Source organism: Caballeronia sp. EK, from assembly GCF_014384845.1.
GTDB lineage: Bacteria > Pseudomonadota > Gammaproteobacteria > Burkholderiales > Burkholderiaceae > Caballeronia > Caballeronia jiangsuensis.
In genome coordinates, this window is sequence record NZ_JACSUE010000003.1 from 105,049 (window position 1) to 121,664 (window position 16,616).

A 16,616-nucleotide genomic window follows, 5' to 3' on the forward strand; every position below is an offset into this window, starting at 1 on the left:
ACATCACTTCGCGGCAAGCGGCTTGACGACCACCGGCGCATTCGGCAACGCGCCGAACGACGAAGGTGCGTAAAGCGCTTCGACGCGCGTGGGCGGCAAACCGAACGTGCCGGGATTGTTCAGCCGCATCGTGTATTCGACCGTCAGCTTGCCCTTCGGCAGATAGTTGTAGTACGCGCGATAGCCGTCGAAGCCGCGTTCGACGAACGCGGGCCACGCGCCGCGATCCCGTTTTTCGCCCTGGGTCGCCGCTTCGGAGTCGCGTCCGAGGCCGGAGCCGAGAATCGTCGCGCCCGCGGGAATCGGATCGTTGACGACGACCCAGGTCATGTCGCTTTGCGCGTCGATGTCGAGATGCACACGCACGATGTCGCCGCGCGAGAGCACGCCTTTCACGGCCGGATCGACCGGCGTCACGGTCTTCGCGATGCGATAACCCGCCGCGAACGGCGCCTTCAACGCGACGGCCGCGAGACTTTCGATCGTGGCCCACGGCTTGCCCGTGCCGTCTTGCGTCAGCGCGAGCGAACCGCTGCTCCACGGCAGCATGACGCTGCGCACGCTGGCGGTCTTCGTGACCGGCGTCGCCGATGCAGGCGCGCTCGAAGCCGGCGCGCTCGAAGCCGGCGCGCCCCAGTTCACGCTTTGCGTCGAGCCGCCCAAGTCGATCGACGTGCGACCCGTCACCGGCGTGCTTTCGAAGAGCCGCGAGAATCGCCCGACGGCAAGCGCGCCCCACAGGTTGGCGGTCGTCGTCTGCCACGCGCCGTTCGTCTGCAGTGCGAGCAAGCCCGCGACCACACGCGGCATCTCGTCCTTCCATCCGGGCGCGTCCGCGAAAATGAGCGCCGTGCGCGCGGCGTTGGTCTCGGTGCCGGTCATGAGCCACCAGAGATTGTCTTCGCGTTCGGTCGTGAAGGTCAGGCGCGTGCCCTGATACGTCAGGCGCGCACGGATGACCTGCTCGGCGTGCGCGCGCATCTCATCGCGATTCGGAATGCCGTCCACGCGCGAAAGGATCGCGTAGAGGTCGAGCACCGCCGATGTCGGCCACTGATCCGGCGCGACCGTGATCGAGCCGAGCATGCGCGGCTGCGCGAGGCCATAGCGCGACAAGGCTTCGATGGCCGCGAGCTTCTCGAAGTCGAGATCGTTGCGCGGCGCCCAGAACTTGCGTTCGATCTTGCCATCGACGAAGTTCGCGAGGCCCGCCGCCATCTGATTGCGCAGGTCGGCGGGCAAGGCGAAGCGGCTGTCCTCTTTCGCGGCTTCGTTCGTCACGGCGAGCAGATACGCGGTAAGGGCTGGGCTGCCGGTCGGGCGCTCGTCGTCGGCGGGCGGGAAGTAGTTCGCGAGGCCATCGCGGTCGAGATACGACGGCATCCTCGCGAGCACGGCCTGCCATTGCGCGGCGTCCATCAGGCCGAGCGCGCGCGAGGTCTGCTGTTCGAGGCAGTTGTACGGATAACGCTCGAACCAGCGGCGTACGCCCGGCAGGCCATCGGCGAGCTTCGGCTGCAAGGACACCGCGATGCCGCCGCGCACCGCGCCGTCGCTCGACGTGCTCGCGTCGGCGGGCGGCGCGACCGGCACGCTGAACGTGCTGTCGACTTGCGCGATGGTCGCCTGCTGCACGGTCACCGGAACCGCCGCGACGATCTTCTGCGTCAGCTTCACGGAATCGCTCGCCTTCGGCCCGGCTTGTTCCGACGCGCTCACGTTCCAGTCGAGACTCGCGGAATTACCCGCGCCGGGCACATCGGGCGTGGTCACGTCCCAGGCCACTTCCTGCGACGATTCCGGCGCGAGCTCCACCGTGCGCGCGTCGAGCGCGAGCGTGCCGGCGCGCGGCGTGACGACGACGCGCATCGTCCGCGCCGTCGTGTTGCGCAGCGTGAACTGCGCGCGGAACGCATCGCCGACGCGCACGAGCGGCGGCAATCCCGAGATCAGTTGCAAATCCTGCGTGCTTTGAATCGACGCGCTGCCGGTGCCAAACTGACCCGCGCCGACCGCCGCGACCGCGACGATCCGAAAGCGCGTGAGCGCGTCGTTCAGCGGGACATCGACGCTGGCTTCGCCGTTCGCGTCGAGCGTGACGCGCGGATTCCACAGCAAGAGCGTGTCGAACAGCTCGCGCGTCGCGCTGTGTCCGCCTCCGCCGCCCGCAGGCACCGCCTTGCGTCCGAAGTGACGCCGCCCGATGATCTCCATCTGCGCGGTGGCCGTCTCGACGCCGTACGCGCGTTGCTGAAGCATCGCGTCGAGCACGTTCCAGCTTTGATTCGGCATGAGTTCGAGCAATGCTTCATCGACGGCCGCAACCGCGATCTGCGTACCGGCGGGCGCGGGTTTGCCATCGGGCAGCGCGACTTTGAGCTTCACGTGTGCCTTGCTTCGGACGGCGTACGACTTCGCATCCGGACTCACGATGACCGCGAGCCTGTGCGACGCCGTGCCGACCTTGATCGACGCGAGCCCGTAACGGAACGCGGGCTTCGACAGATCGACGAGCGGCGTCGGTGCCTGATATTGGCGGCCTTCGTACCAGAACGCGCGCGCCCATTCGACCGGCGCCTTCCATCCCCAGGTGAAGAACGAATACCACGGCACCTCGCGGATGCGTCCGCGCAACGCGAGCACCGACACGTAGACGTTCGGCCCCCACGCGTTCTCGACCTTCAGCTCGACGGTCGGATCCTTGCCGTTCAGTTCGACGACCCGCGTCTCGACGATGCCTTCACGCTCGACCGCGACGAGCGCCGTCGCCGAACGGAAGGGCATGCGCACCTGAAAGCGCGCGGTCTCGCCGGGCTCGTAGCTCGTTTTCTCGGGCAACACGTCGATGCGATCGGTGTTCTCGCCGCCGAACCACAACTCGTCCTCGCGCGTGACCCATACCGATGTGCTCGCGTTGGCCACGCGATCATCGCCGTCTTTCGCGACCGCGATCAGATCGACGTTGCCCGGCTCCTTGAGCTTCGCATCGCACGAGACGATGCCGTGATCGTCGCTCTTGCCGCTGCACAGCGTGCCGAGATCCTTGATCTCGGTGTGATTGTCGTACGCGTAGAAACCGCCCACCATGCGCTTGCGCGAGCTCGACATCACGCGCGCGACGGCCTTGATGTCGACCGCTACGCCCGCGTGCGGCTTGCCCTGCAAGTCGAGCGCGAGCGCCTGCACGGGCAGCGCGCCGCCGACCGACACCCAATGTCCCGCCTTCACGCCGACGGCCACCGCGGCCGGCCAGAGCGTGGTGCCGCCGCTGATCGTCTGAACCTCGCCGTTCGGATCGGCGAAGCTCGCTTCGAGCGCGAGACGCTTCGGCGAGTCGACGGCCGGCAGCGGCTTCACCGTGACCTTGCCGGCGCCGTCGCGATCGAGCGTGACGCGCAGCTTGTCGGCGATGAGCTTCGTCGTCGCATGGTCCTCCTGCTCGCTGTCTTCGTCCTCGGCGGGCGCGCTGGCGCCGTCGTTCGACGGCTTTCGATACGGCGCGAAGCTGAACGCTTCGTATTGCGAAGCGAAGGGCGGTGCTACATCGCGCACGAGCGCGGACACCTGCACCGGCAGATTCGACGCCGGTCCGCCCTGCACATATTCGAGCCGCACCGCGACGGGCGCTTCATGCGCGGCGACGAGCCCAGGCGCTTTGGCGTCGCCCGCGGTGATGGAGCCTTTGAACACCGGCAGGCGGAATTCCTCGACGCGGAAGCTGCCCGATTCATACGACTGCGTGACGGCGTTGTCGTTGTCCTGGTCGTCGTTCGCAGAGGCAGCGCCGTTGTCGAGCGACACGCTGTATTCGCCGAGCTTCGCCGCGACGGGCACGGTGAAAGTCGAGTCGGCGCTGTGGTCGGCGGCCCATTTCAGCGGCAGATGCCAGGTCTGTCCGCTGCCGACGTGCCGGATCGTCACGCGGCCCGGATAGCTCGACGGAAACGCAAAGCCGTGCAGCGTTTCGACGCGCAGCAGATGCTTCATCGACACGGTTTCGCCCGCGCGCAGGAGCGTCCGGTCGAACACGGTATGCGCGCGGGTCGTGCGCGTCGCGCTCATGTCCGTCGGCACGTTGAAGCGCCACGATTCGATGCCGCGATTCCAGTCCGAGGTCACGAAGGCCATGTCCGGACCGGTGACGGGATCGTTCACGCGCGCCGACACGAAGAAGCCGCCCCACGCGAGGCTGTGCTCGTTGCATTCGCGCGTGGCCGCAAGCGGCTTGCCGATCTTCGCGAGGCCTTGCGCGTCGGTCTTGGCGGTGGCGATTTCGTCGCCGTTGCAGTCGGTGACGCGAATGTCGGCGTTGGCGACGGGCTTGCCCTTGTCGAGCGTCGTGACCCACACGAGGCTATTCTCGCGTCCCTGCTTGAAATGCACGCCGAGATTGGTGACGAGCACCGACGTGCGCACGTACATCGCCTGATTCTTGCCGAGCAGCGACGCGCCGAGCGCGGGCGAGCCCAGTTCGACGACATAGAAACCGGGTTTCGTGAGCGGAATGCCGACGACTTCGAACGGCCGCAGCGCTTTCGGATCGGCGGCGGGCAGTGTGAGGGTTTCGACGCCGCGCTGCTTCGCGAGCATCGACAGCGAACGGATGTCGATTTGCGGATCTTTGGACGACGAGCCGTCGCTGTTCGGGATGATGACCGGTGCGATGCCGTTGTCGAGCATCTGCGGCATGCGCTCCTCGATCGTCGAGCGCGACATCGAGATGCCGTCGAACATATCGACGGCGCGCATCCATTGGCGGATGTCGGTGTCGGCGTCGAGCTTGAGCTTCGTGATCTGCGACGTGCCCGAATTCAGCCCCTGCACATGCAGGTCCGCTTCGACGTGGCGCAGCGTGACCGGCAGCATCGCGGGCATGCCCGGCTCGGCGAATCGCTCGATGATGCCGAACGTGCCCGACGAGAACTTCGCGAGCGGCGGCATCGCGGCGGTCGCGGTCTTGAGCGGGAAGAGATCGGCGTTCGCGAGCGTGCGGCCGCTCGCGTCTTTCAGATTCGCGGGAGCGTCGATGGTGAGATCGGCGCGTTCGGGCAGCGGCGCGGCGAACTCGACGGAGCTCACTTCGGCGTCCTTGTCGGACGCGTCGAAACTGGGCGACGCGTTGCCTTTCGGGCCGTGCAGCACGAACTTCTGCGCGTCGGCGCGGCTGATCGGCGCGCTGAAGTTCAGGCGCAACGGGCGCAGCGGCGTGCACGGCGCTTTCGCGTTTTCACGCTCGCACGAAAAGCTCGCCGTGAAGGGCTCGCGCACGTTGAAGTCGAAGCGCTTTTCGACATCGTTGGCGATGCCGCTCGGCCCCGTCACGCCCGCGCCGTACACGAGCTGCATCTTCGTCGCCGACGGCAACGTTTGCTGGCACGCGAGCGTGAGCACGCGATCGCTTTCCTTGTCCAGCCGGAAATGTTTGAGCAGGGCGGCGCGGGTGGCGTCATCGACCGCGTGCACCGGAATCCGGTTGCCGAGCGCGTTCGATTCGCACCAGACATGCTGAAGCACCGAAGCTTGCGTCGCGGGACCGTTCAGGCGCAGCACGAAAGCCTGATTTTCTTCGATGTCGCCGTAGCCCGGCATGATGCGCGTGACGAACGGTCCGCCCGTCTGGAACGCGAAGTGGCGCGGGCCGGACAGCGCGGTGCCGGAGACCGACTTGAGGCCGTCTGCGAGATCGAGCGCGCAGCGCACGCCGGGCGGCAGATCGTGCTCGAAGTCGAAAGCCCAGGTTTTGGCGTCGATCCAGCGCTGCGAGCCCGCCGTATCGGAAGCGCTCGCGCCGCTACACGTGACCTGGCCGGGCGCGGGCGCCGCCGCATTGCCGAACGCGATCATCGGTTCGTCGAATTTGGCGACGACCTGCCGCACTTGCGCAACCTTGCCTTGCGGCGACACGCTCGCGATGCGCGCGGCATCGGCTCGATGAAACGCGGCGCCCAGTCCCAGCGCGGCGATCAGCGTGGTTGTGGCCAGAATCCATTTTTTTTGTGACGTTGTAATGCGGCTCATCCACTCGCTCCGAGTTTCCCTCGACGCGAAATTCTACTGGAGCCTTACGTCATTCTTTCCGACGATGCGAGCCGCCGATGTTTTTCTACACAAATCATCGGATCGGATGCGAATGGCTCAGGTCGGATCGACGTTGTTCAGATGCCGCGCGCTCACGCGCCGCCAGTAGAGAAACAGGCCGACGCCGGCGACGCCCAGACTCGCCGAATTCGCGACCCAGAAGCCGCGCGCGCCTTGCAGCCACTCGGGCACGCCGCCGCCCACGTCGAAGCCGAGCAGATAGCCGCCGCCGAGCCCGATGCCCCACAGCGCGATGGCGTAGATCACGGTCGGCACGAGGGTCACCTTGTACGCGCGCAGGATGAACGCGGTGGTGATCTGCAGGGCGTCGCAGAGGTGATAGAAGAAGATGATGAGCACGAGCGGCATCGCGGCCGCGATGACGTTCGCATCCGGCGTATAGGCCGCGATCACGTGCGGACGCGCCGCGACCAGGATCACGCCGTACGCGAGCGCCAGCACGCACGCCATGCCGATGCCGTGACGCGAGATCGAGCGGGCGTCGTCGAAGCGTCCGGCGCCGAGCGCTTGCGACACGAGCGTCGACGACGCGATGCCGATCGACAGCGGCGTCATGTAGAGCACCGCGCCGAGATTGCCCGCGATCTGATGGCCGGCGAGCGTCGTGGTGCCGAAGCGCGAGATGAAGAGCGCCATGAACGTGTACGACGTGACTTCGATCAGATAGGAGAGGCCCATCGGAATGCCGAGACGCAGGAGCGCGAGCTGACGCCGCCAGACCGGCCAGCAGAAGTGCGAGAAGATGCCGAACGGGCGGAAGAATTCGAACTTCACGAGCACCGTCATGCCGACGATCGCGAGCACCCAGTTGATGAGCGTGCTCGCGAGCGCGCAGCCCGGGCCGCCGAGCGCCGGCATGCCGAAGCCGCCGAAGATGAACCATGTGTTGAGCGGAAACTTGAGCACGAGTCCGCCGACTTGCAGGAACATCACGAGGCGCGGCTTGCCGACCGCGTTGGTGAGCGAGCTGTAGACGCGAAACGCGAGGCTCGCGGGCAGGCCGAATGAGAGAATGCGCAGATAGTCGACTGTGCGGTCGTGCAGCGCGGGCGGACTTTTCGCGAGGGAAAGCAGCGGTTCGGGAAAGTAGAGCAGCACGAAGCCGACGACGGTGAGCGCGGCGGCGAGCCACAGCGCCTGCCGCGTTTCCTCGCCGATTTCGCTTTCGCGGCCCGCGCCGAAAAGCTGCCCGGCGATCGGCTGCAACGCGACGAGAATCCCCGTCAGGCCGATATACACCGAGATATAGACCGAGCCGCCGAGGCCGAGCGCGGCCAGATCCGTCGCGGAGAAGCGGCCGACCATCGCGGTGTCGATCACGCCGAACGCGATCACCGCGAGCTGGCCGATCAGCACCGGCCATGCGAGCGCGGCGATCTTGCGCACGTCGCGCAGCATGCCGGTCGTGCTGATGGAGGTCGACATCGCGCGCATCGCGTTACTGCGCCCGGCGCAGGCTCTTCGGACGCAGCGGTTTTTTCGCTGGCGGCGTGGGGCGCTCGATGCGCACGTAGAGGCGGAAGCGCTCGTCGCGGTCGGCGACGCGGCGGCCTTCCCATACGAGCTTCCACTGGAACGCGGACATCGACGACGGCTCGCCGTAATCCGCCGGATCCTGACGCAGGATCACGTCGCAGTCCTCGTCGAACGCGAAATGCATGCCGCCGAAGTAGGCGAACGTGGCGATCTGCGCGTCGCCCAGACGCACGGGCGAGATGCAGGTGTAGTCGGGCGGCAGATGATCGGCGATCTGCTCGGCCACGTCGCGATACGTCCGGCTGTAGTTCACCACCGGCAGCCACAGCGTCATGAGCAGCACCCACATGAGCGTGGTGCCCGCGCTCGACAGCACGACGCTGCGCCAGAGCACCTTCGGATGACGCGCGAGCCGCCAGCGCGCGAGCAGGAACCAGCAGACCGTCACGGCGACCGCGCACGCGAAGGAAATCAGCTTGAACTCGGGATGAAAGCCCGGCGCGAGACGCGCGAGATTGCGGGCCATCGACGCGGGGAAACCGAACATGCCCGCGGTCCACACGAGCCACACCAGAGAGCCGATGATGGTGAAGCTCAGCATCGCGAACCAGTCGATCGCGTTGATCGCGCCGCGTTTCAAGGTGGGCAGCGCGAAGGTCGCGAGCACCGAAAGCGGCGGCAGCAGCAGCATGAAGAGCCGGTTGGTCTCGTGCGCCTGCAGGACGACCAGCACGAGCAGCGGCCCGATGATCGACAGCGGCACGCCGACGTGCGGCGAGCGGCGCATCCCGCCCCAGCTGACGAACGCCCAGACCGCGAGCGGCCACGCGGGCCACGTGAAGAGCGGCAGGTTCTTGATCGCGTAGCCGAAGATCGCGCCGGGCGTGCCGGAGAAGAACGAAAAGCTGTTGCGCCACCATTGGCGCAGCCACCATTCGCCGTCATCGGGGAAGTAATGCAGCGTCGGCAGCACCCACGCGGCGATCAGCACGATGGCGATCGGCAGACCGAAGATCAGGAGCGGCGCGGCCCGCACCTGCTTCACGATGATCGTCATCGCGAGCGTGCAGAGCAGGAGCGCGAACACGAGCACCGGCGAACTCGACAGCCCGACCACGCCGATCGCCACGCCCCACACGAGGCCGCCGTGAATCGGCTTGTCGAGGCTGCGCACGAGGCCGTAGAGGAGCATCGCGGTGCCGGCGAACTGCGCGAGCTGCGGCGTGGTTTCGTGACCGCGCTCGGCGAGCCCGAAGCACGCGAGCAGGATGAGGAGCGCGCCGTCCGCGAGCGTGCGGCCGTAGTCGCGGGGTTCCGGTTCGCCGCCGAAAGCGTATTTGAACGGCTGGGCCTCGTCGCGCCGGCCGAGCAGATAGGCCGAATACCACACGAACGCGCAGGCCAGACAAAAGAGCAGACCCGTGACGATGCGCGAGGCGTTGCTCGCATCGACCCAGGGACTCAGCAGCCGGATGGCCGATGCGCCGAGCCAGTACATCAGCGGGCCGTCGGCGGTCGGCGCCTTGCCGACGAGGTTCGGCAGCAGCCAGTCGCGCGCGTCGCCGTTGGCCATCGTCCACATCACGCCGAAGCCTGCCGCATCCTCGTTCTTCCACGGATCCCGGCCGAACAGACCGAACGACGCGTAGATAATGCAGATGGCGAGCAGCAGCCAGCGCGGCAATGCGCTGGTGGCGGAGGCGGTCAGACGAACGACAGATCGCATGCGGGATGGCTTGATGGAAAACGGTCCGCTGAGCTCGCGCAAAGCGAGTCTGGTGCTGGAGCAAACCGGCATTGTAGTCGCGCGGCGGCGTTAAGGGCGGTTCATCGATGCTCGCCGTAACCGGGCGCAACAACGCTTACCAAATGCAGCAAAGGCGGTGCACGGACGACGAAAAGCGACCGGCGACAAAAAAGGGCAGCCAAAGCTGCCCTTTTTGCTGACCGGCCGAACCGGTCCGAAGCCCGACTTACTTCTTGGTGGAGAAGCGCGCGAACTTGTTGTTGAACTTCTCGACGCGGCCTGCCGTGTCCATGATCTTTTGCTGACCGGTGTAGAACGGGTGCGATTCCGACGACACTTCGATCTTCGCGAGCGGGTAGGTCTTGCCGTTGAATTCGGCGGTCTCGCGCGTCTGGATGGTCGAACGGGTCACGAAACGGAAGTCGTTCGACATGTCGACGAACAGGACTTCGCGATAATTCGGGTGAATGCCTTCTTTCATGGTCTTTCCTGATATCTGGCGGTAGCCAACCCGTCGCACGTTGCTGAGTGCCGAGCGAGTCACTTGCCTGGGGTCGAAAAACGGCGATTATGCCAGAAAATCAGGCGCTTGACATCTTTTCCGGAGGTCGCGGCGGAACTCATGCATCGAGCGCGCCGACGCCCGCCGGGTCTTGCCGGTAATAGCGCGCGAGCAGCCGGTAAAGTTCGGGATACCCGGCTTCGAACGCCTGCGGCGTCACGAAAAGCGCCTCGCTGCACACCGCGAAAAACTCCGACGGATGATCCGCCGCATACGGATCGATCAACGATTCGCGCTCGAAGCGGCTCCAGCGCCGCTCCGGCACCGCGTCCACGCGTGCGCAGAACTGGTCGTACGCGTTGTCGAAGATATCGGACCAGGCGGTCGTGTCGAGCGGCGCGTGCCAGCGGCGAAAGAGCGGGGGATGACCATCGGCTTCGCCCGTCACCATGTCGATCTTGTGCGCGAACTCGTGGATCACGACGTTGTAGGCGTCCGAGCCGTCGGCCATTTGCGCGTCTTCCCACGAGAGCACGACGGGACCGCCTTCCCACGCCTCACCGCTTGCATCGTGCTCGATTTCGTGCACGACGCCGTCTTCGTCTTCGACCGTCTTCCTGATGATGAACTCGCCCGGATAGACGATCACGCCGACCCAGCCGCGATACAGATCGAGGTCGAGATTGAGCACCGGCAGACAGGCTTGCGCGGCGATCGAGACGACCATCTGATCCGTCAGTTCGAGATCGTGCGCAGTCGAGAATTCCTTTTGGGCGATGAAAAGGCTCGCGGTTTCGCGCAGGCGTCCGAGGTCGTCCGCATTCAAATGGCCGAAGCACGGGTACGTGTCGAGTGTGCGCTGCCACAGCGCGTCGTCGATCGCGTATTTGCGCAGCGCGCGCTCGCGGCGTTGCGCGCCGAACCAGCGGGAGAAGAGGTTGGCCATGCGTCGAACGGGAGGACTGGAACAGTTGCGAATTGTACGCACGGCGCCAATAAAAAACCGCCTGACGAAGCAGGCGGTTTTCTGTCTTGAAGCAGCGAAGCGGAATCAGCCTCCGCCGCGACGCATCATGTCGAAGAACTCGGCGTTGTTCTTCGTCTGACGGATCTTGTCGAGCAGGAATTCCATGGCTTCGACTTCGTCCATGTCGTGGATGAACTTGCGCAGCACCCAGACCTTCTGCAGCAGGTCCGGCTTGATGAGCAGTTCTTCGCGGCGCGTGCCCGACTTGTTCAGGTTGATGGACGGATACACGCGCTTTTCCGCGAGACGGCGCTCGAGGTGCACTTCCATGTTGCCGGTGCCCTTGAACTCTTCGTAGATCACGTCGTCCATGCGGCTGCCCGTTTCGATGAGCGCCGTGCCGATGATCGTGAGCGAACCGCCTTCCTCGATGTTGCGAGCCGCGCCGAAGAAGCGCTTCGGACGTTGCAGCGCGTTGGCGTCGACACCGCCCGTCAGCACCTTGCCCGATGCCGGCACGACGGTGTTGTAGGCGCGCGCGAGACGCGTGATGGAGTCGAGCAGGATGACGACGTCATGCTTCATTTCGACGAGACGCTTCGCCTTCTCGATGACCATTTCGGCCACCTGCACGTGACGCGCGGCGGGTTCGTCGAAGGTCGAGGCGATGACTTCGCCGCGCACCGAACGCTGCATTTCCGTCACTTCTTCCGGACGCTCGTCGATGAGCAGCACGAACAGGATGACGTCCGGATGATTCGCCTTCACCGCATGCGCGATGTGCTGAAGCATCACGGTTTTGCCCGACTTCGGCGATGCGACGAGCAGGCCGCGCTGGCCTTTGCCGATCGGCGAGATCATGTCGATGATCCGGCCCGTGACGTTTTCCTCGCCGCGCATTTCGCGCTCGAGGGGCAGCGGCTTGTTCGGGTGCAGCGGCGTGAGGTTCTCGAACATGATCTTGTGTTTCGAGGCCTCGGGCGGCTGCCCGTTGACTTTGTCCACCTTCACGAGCGCGAAATAACGCTCGCCGTCTTTCGGCGTGCGGACTTCGCCTTCGATCGTGTCGCCGGTGTGCAGATTGAAGCGGCGGATTTGCGACGGGCTGATGTAAATGTCGTCCGTGCTCGCGAGATACGAAGTCTCGGGCGAGCGCAGAAAGCCGAAGCCATCGGGCAGCACTTCGAGCGTGCCGTCGCCGAAAATCGTGTCGCCAGCTTTGGCGCGCTTTTTAAGAATGGCGAACATGAGTTCCTGCTTGCGCAGGCGGTTCGCATTTTCGATCTCGAGGCCATTGGCCATCTCGATCAGTGCAGACACGTGCTGAGACTTGAGCTCGGATAAATGCATACGGATTTCCCGCCGGGGAGAGAGGTGCGACAGAAAGATTTGGGAGAAGAGGTGAGCGGAACCGCTCGAGACTTAATACTTCTTGAACTCTTGTGATTCTAGCATAGCACACGCCGCGCGAGCCTCGGGTTGGCTTTGGGCGGGGCTTTTCGGCCGATGTTGTCGCGTGACAACATCGGCTGCATTCCATTAGCGCTTATCGGTGGTGCCGATGCGGCGCTGCGAATGCAGAGGCGGGCGTCAGTGGATGCCGACGCCCGCCGGTGATGCCGTTACAGGTTGCTGTCGAGGAACGCGGTCAGTTGCGACTTGGACAACGCGCCGACCTTCTGCGCGGCGACCGCGCCGTTCTTGAAGAGAATCAGCGTGGGGATGCCGCGCACGCCGAACTTGACCGGCGTCGACTGATGCTCGTCCACGTTGATCTTCGCGATTTGCAGGCGATCGCCATAATCCTTCGCGACTTCGTCGAGGATCGGGGCAATCATTTTGCACGGACCACACCACTCCGCCCAAAAGTCGAGCAGGACAGGTTTATCCGACTTGACGACATCCTGTTCGAAAGAAGCGTCGCTGATGTGCTTGATTGATTCGCTCATTGTCTGAATACCTCAATTGTTTCGAGGCCCGCGTTTGAATGCTCGCCACGATACACCAAAACTGAAAAAAACTTTCGTCGCCAACGGCCAGGATTCGGCCCGCACGCCGTGCGCCAGAACGGCTCGCAAACGGCGGCGAATGATCCGAGGAAGGGCAAGTTGCACCACATCCGGGTTATTCAAATGTCATCTTAGCCTACTTTGCTATCCGTTGCCGGGTACCGATAGGGCGCATCTGAGGCCGAAAACACGAAGCGCAAGAGGGCGCCGCAAAGGTCCGCGCATTTCACCGAGCGCCTTCCGGGCGCGACTGGCCCCGTGGTATGATTCGTCGTGACGGGCCTCCTCGCATGGTGGCGCGGTCAACCTGGTCAGGTCGGGAACGAAGCAGCCACAGCCGTTTTCCACCAGTGCCGAGGGTCGGGCTCGTCACCTTCCGCTTTCTTCTGTCGTTCCTCTCTCGTTTTCCCTCGTTCGTTCTCTGTACTGTGCGCCGTCGCGGGGCAGGTTTTCGCGCGTCCGCGCCGCTCGTCCGGGTAGCTCGGCAGCCTTTCGGAGCGGCGTTTGCGCAAGGTCGTTGCTGATACAATTTCGCGCATGACCTATCAAGTTCTCGCACGCAAATGGCGGCCGAAATCGTTCGAGTCGCTCGTCGGCCAGGAGCACGTCGTCCGTGCGCTCACGCACGCGCTCGACGGCGGCCGTCTGCATCACGCCTATCTCTTCACGGGCACGCGCGGCGTCGGCAAGACGACGCTTTCGCGCATCTTCGCGAAGGCGCTCAATTGTGAAACCGGCGTGACCTCGAAGCCGTGCGGCGTGTGCCGCGCGTGCCGGGAAATCGACGAAGGCCGCTTCGTCGATTACGTCGAAATGGACGCGGCGAGCAATCGCGGCGTCGACGAAATGGCGGCGCTGCTCGAACGCGCGGTGTACGCACCCGTCGATGCGCGCTTCAAGGTCTACATGATCGACGAAGTGCACATGCTCACGAACCACGCCTTCAATGCGATGTTGAAGACGCTGGAAGAACCGCCGCCGCATGTGAAGTTCATTCTCGCGACGACCGATCCGCAGAAGATTCCGGTCACCGTGCTCTCGCGCTGCCTGCAGTTCAATCTGAAGCAAATGCCGGCGGGACATATCGTGTCGCATCTGGAGAACATTCTTCAGCAGGAGAGCATTCCGTTCGAGTCGCAGGCGCTGCGTCTTTTGTCGCGCGCGGCCGACGGCAGCATGCGCGATGCGCTGTCGCTGACCGATCAGGCCATCGCTTATTCGGCCAACCAGGTCACCGAGGAAGCCGTGCGCGGCATGCTGGGCGCGCTCGATCAAAGTTATCTGATCCGTCTCATCGATGCACTCGCTGAAAGCGACGGCCCCGGCGTGCTCGCGATCGCCGACGAAATGGCGCTGCGCAGCCTGTCGTTCTCGACAGCGCTTCAGGATCTCGCGAGCCTTTTGCATCGCATCGCGTGGGGGCAGTTCGCGCCTTCGTCGGTGCTGGATGAATGGCCGGAAGCCGCGGATATCCGCCGCTTCGCCGAGGCGCTTTCCGCCGAGCAGGTTCAGCTTTTCTACCAGATTGCGACGGTCGGGCGCGGCGAACTCGGGCTCGCCCCCGACGAATACGCCGGCTTCACGATGACGCTGCTGCGCATGCTCGCCTTCGAACCGGCGGGCGGGCCGGGCGGCGGTGTGGCCGTCAGCGCGCCGGCAAGCGCGAAGCCCGTGCGCACGGCGGCGCTCGCGGGCGCAATGGCGGAACGGACGATTGCGCCCGCGCCTGTCGCTAAGGCGTCGCCGCCGCCCGTGGAAACCGTCGTCGTCAAGGCGAAAGAGACGCCCGCGATCGAAAGCGCGAAGCCGGCGCCGCCCATCGAAACGAGCGAGCCAGTCGTTCCTGCGAAACCTGCGCCGGTGCCGAGCGCCGCGCGGCAAACCGTGGAAGAAGCCGCGCCTCAAGCTGCGCGCGCATCCGAGCCCGCGACGTCGCGTGGCGCAAGCGGCGCGAGCGCTGCGCTCGACGTTCTGCGTAGCGCCGGCATGCGTCTTTCATCCGATCGGAGCGCACGCGGCGCACCGGCCGCGGCAGCGCCCAAACCCGTCGCGAAACCGGCTGCGCAAGTTCCGGTGCCTACGCCTCGTCGCGCGCCAGCAGCACCGGCAGCGCCTGTGGCGGCCGAGTCCAAACCCGCTGCCGGCAAGTCCGGCGTCGTGCCGCCGTGGGAGGACATGCCGCCCGACGACTATCCGCCGGCAGGATCGGACGACGAATATTTCATGCCGCCCGACGACGGCTTCGTGCCCGCATTCGACAGCGGTCCCGACGACATGCGCTTTAACGCCGAGCCCGTCGCGAAGCCTGCGCCCGTCATCGACATGACGCCGCTGCCGCCCGCCGTGCCGCTCGATGCGCTCGGCGTGTCGGTCGAATGGCCCGCGCTCGCCGTCGATCTGCCGTTGAAGGGTGTCGCCTATCAGCTCGCATTCAACAGCGAACTGACCGCCTGCGACGCGAATTCCGTCACGCTCGCGGTCGCGGTGCAGATGTACACCGACGTCTCGCACGTCACGAAGCTCAAGACCGCGCTCGCCGAAAAGCTCGGCCGCGCGATCGAAGTCAGCGTGAGCGTCGCGCCCGTGCGCCGCACCGCCGCCGCGCTCGATGCCGCCGACCGCGCGCGACGCCAGCAGGAAGCCGAGCACGAGATCAAGCAGGATCCGTTCGTGCAATCGCTGATCCGCGATTTCGGCGCGAGCATCGTGCAGGGTTCGATCAAGCCGATCTCCGCATCGGGCGCGAACCCGTCATGAATCGACGCCGCGCTTAGCCACTGAATTCCGAGCGCGCGTATCGCGTGCGCTTTCGCCACACGTTTTCCAGTAAGGAGCCGAACCATGATGAAGAACCAACTCGCCGGGCTGATGAAACAGGCTCAGCAGATGCAGGAAAACATGAAGAAGATGCAGGATCAGCTCGCGCTGATCGAGGTCGAGGGCCAGTCCGGCGCCGGTCTCGTGAAGGTGACGATGACCTGCAAGAACGACGTCAAGCGCGTGTCCATCGACCCGAGCCTGCTCGCCGACGACAAGGACATGCTGGAAGACCTCGTCGCTGCCGCGTTCAACGACGCCGTGCGCAAGGCCGAGGCCACCACGCAAGAGAAGATGAGCGGCATGACCGCCGGCATGCCGATGCCGCCGGGTTTCAAGCTGCCGTTCTAAACCGCGCGCGCCGAAGCGAATTCGGCGCGTCATGAGGACACATGAAACAACCTTCCGCCCTGTCGGCGCTGGTCGAGGCGCTGCGCGCGCTGCCCGGCGTCGGACCGAAGTCGGCGCAGCGCATGGCGTATCACCTGATGCAGCACGACCGCGCGGGCGCCGAAAAGCTCGGCGCGTCGCTCCTGTTCGCGACCGAGCATCTGAAGCACTGCGAGAAGTGCAACACCTTCACCGAAGCTGAAATCTGCGAAGTCTGCGGCGACGAGGAACGCGACCCGGCCTTGCTGTGCGTCGTAGAAACGCCCGCCGATCAGATCATGCTCGAGCAGACGCTCACGTATCGCGGGCTCTATTTCGTGCTGATGGGGCGCTTGAGTCCGCTCGACGGCATCGGGCCGAAGGAAATCCACTTCGAGCGCCTGATCGGCCGCGCCCTCGACGGCGTGGTGCAGGAAGTCGTGCTCGCCACCAACTTCACGAACGAAGGCGAAGCGACCGCGCACTATCTCGCGCAGACGCTCAAGTCGAAAGGGCTGAAGGTGACGCGGCTCGCGCGCGGCGTGCCCGTCGGCGGCGAGCTCGAATATGTCGATGCGGGCACGATCGCGCGCGCGATGCTCGATCGCCGCTCGGTCTGAACGCGACCAT

The 16,616-nt window shown here is 65.2% G+C and carries 11 protein-coding genes and 1 other RNA gene; 4 read left to right on the plus strand and 8 right to left on the minus strand.

All coding sequences use genetic code 11. The features are described 5' to 3' along the window. Positions 1–3 precede the first annotated feature (3 nt). The 8 genes from IAG25_RS09175 to trxA form a co-directional block, all read right to left on the minus strand. Complete coding sequence (locus tag IAG25_RS09175; protein WP_187604597.1) at positions 4–6,018, minus strand: alpha-2-macroglobulin family protein; 6,015 nt, start codon at positions 6,016–6,018, stop codon at positions 4–6. Positions 6,019–6,135: 117 nt separating this feature from the next. Beyond that, on the minus strand, positions 6,136–7,497 hold the full coding sequence (locus IAG25_RS09180; RefSeq protein WP_187605048.1) for an MATE family efflux transporter: 1,362 nt from the start codon (positions 7,495–7,497) through the stop codon (positions 6,136–6,138). Between the two features lie 40 nt (positions 7,498–7,537). Then, positions 7,538–9,301, minus strand: coding sequence for an ArnT family glycosyltransferase (locus IAG25_RS09185; RefSeq protein ID WP_187604598.1), 1,764 nt, complete (start codon positions 9,299–9,301; stop codon positions 7,538–7,540). A 101-nt stretch (positions 9,302–9,402) separates the two neighbouring features. Next, entirely contained in the window at positions 9,403–9,648 is a 246-nt protein-coding gene (locus IAG25_RS42230) for a hypothetical protein (RefSeq protein WP_371881082.1), read from the minus strand. Then, positions 9,549–9,803, minus strand: coding sequence for a type B 50S ribosomal protein L31 (locus IAG25_RS09190; RefSeq protein WP_035501039.1), 255 nt, complete (start codon positions 9,801–9,803; stop codon positions 9,549–9,551). The genes IAG25_RS42230 and IAG25_RS09190 overlap by 100 nt, the downstream gene beginning before the upstream one ends. A gap of 139 nt (positions 9,804–9,942) precedes the next feature. Next, the gene (locus IAG25_RS09195; RefSeq protein ID WP_187604599.1) at positions 9,943–10,770 is read right to left on the minus strand and encodes a M90 family metallopeptidase; all 828 of its coding nucleotides are present in this window, start codon (positions 10,768–10,770) and stop codon (positions 9,943–9,945) included. Between the two features lie 105 nt (positions 10,771–10,875). Next, positions 10,876–12,141 carry a transcription termination factor Rho gene (gene rho / locus IAG25_RS09200; RefSeq protein ID WP_035501035.1) on the minus strand — a complete coding sequence of 422 codons (1,266 nt, stop codon included), beginning with the start codon at positions 12,139–12,141 and terminating at the stop codon, positions 10,876–10,878. 272 nt (positions 12,142–12,413) lie between these two features. Then, on the minus strand, positions 12,414–12,740 hold the full coding sequence (gene trxA / locus IAG25_RS09205) for a thioredoxin TrxA (protein WP_008349330.1): 327 nt from the start codon (positions 12,738–12,740) through the stop codon (positions 12,414–12,416). 335 nt (positions 12,741–13,075) lie between these two features. Here trxA and ffs point away from each other — a divergent pair. From ffs to recR, 4 genes are all read left to right on the plus strand, one after another. Next, positions 13,076–13,174, plus strand: an RNA gene (gene ffs / locus IAG25_RS09210) — signal recognition particle sRNA small type. A gap of 163 nt (positions 13,175–13,337) precedes the next feature. After that, the gene (locus IAG25_RS09215) at positions 13,338–15,557 is read left to right on the plus strand and encodes a DNA polymerase III subunit gamma/tau (RefSeq protein WP_187604600.1); all 2,220 of its coding nucleotides are present in this window, start codon (positions 13,338–13,340) and stop codon (positions 15,555–15,557) included. Positions 15,558–15,641: 84 nt separating this feature from the next. Further along, complete coding sequence (locus IAG25_RS09220; protein WP_014191628.1) at positions 15,642–15,968, plus strand: YbaB/EbfC family nucleoid-associated protein; 327 nt, start codon at positions 15,642–15,644, stop codon at positions 15,966–15,968. Between the two features lie 41 nt (positions 15,969–16,009). Beyond that, positions 16,010–16,606 (plus strand): recombination mediator RecR, encoded by a 597-nt coding sequence (gene recR / locus IAG25_RS09225; protein ID WP_187604601.1) that lies wholly within the window; start codon positions 16,010–16,012, stop codon positions 16,604–16,606. Positions 16,607–16,616: the final 10 nt, after the last annotated feature.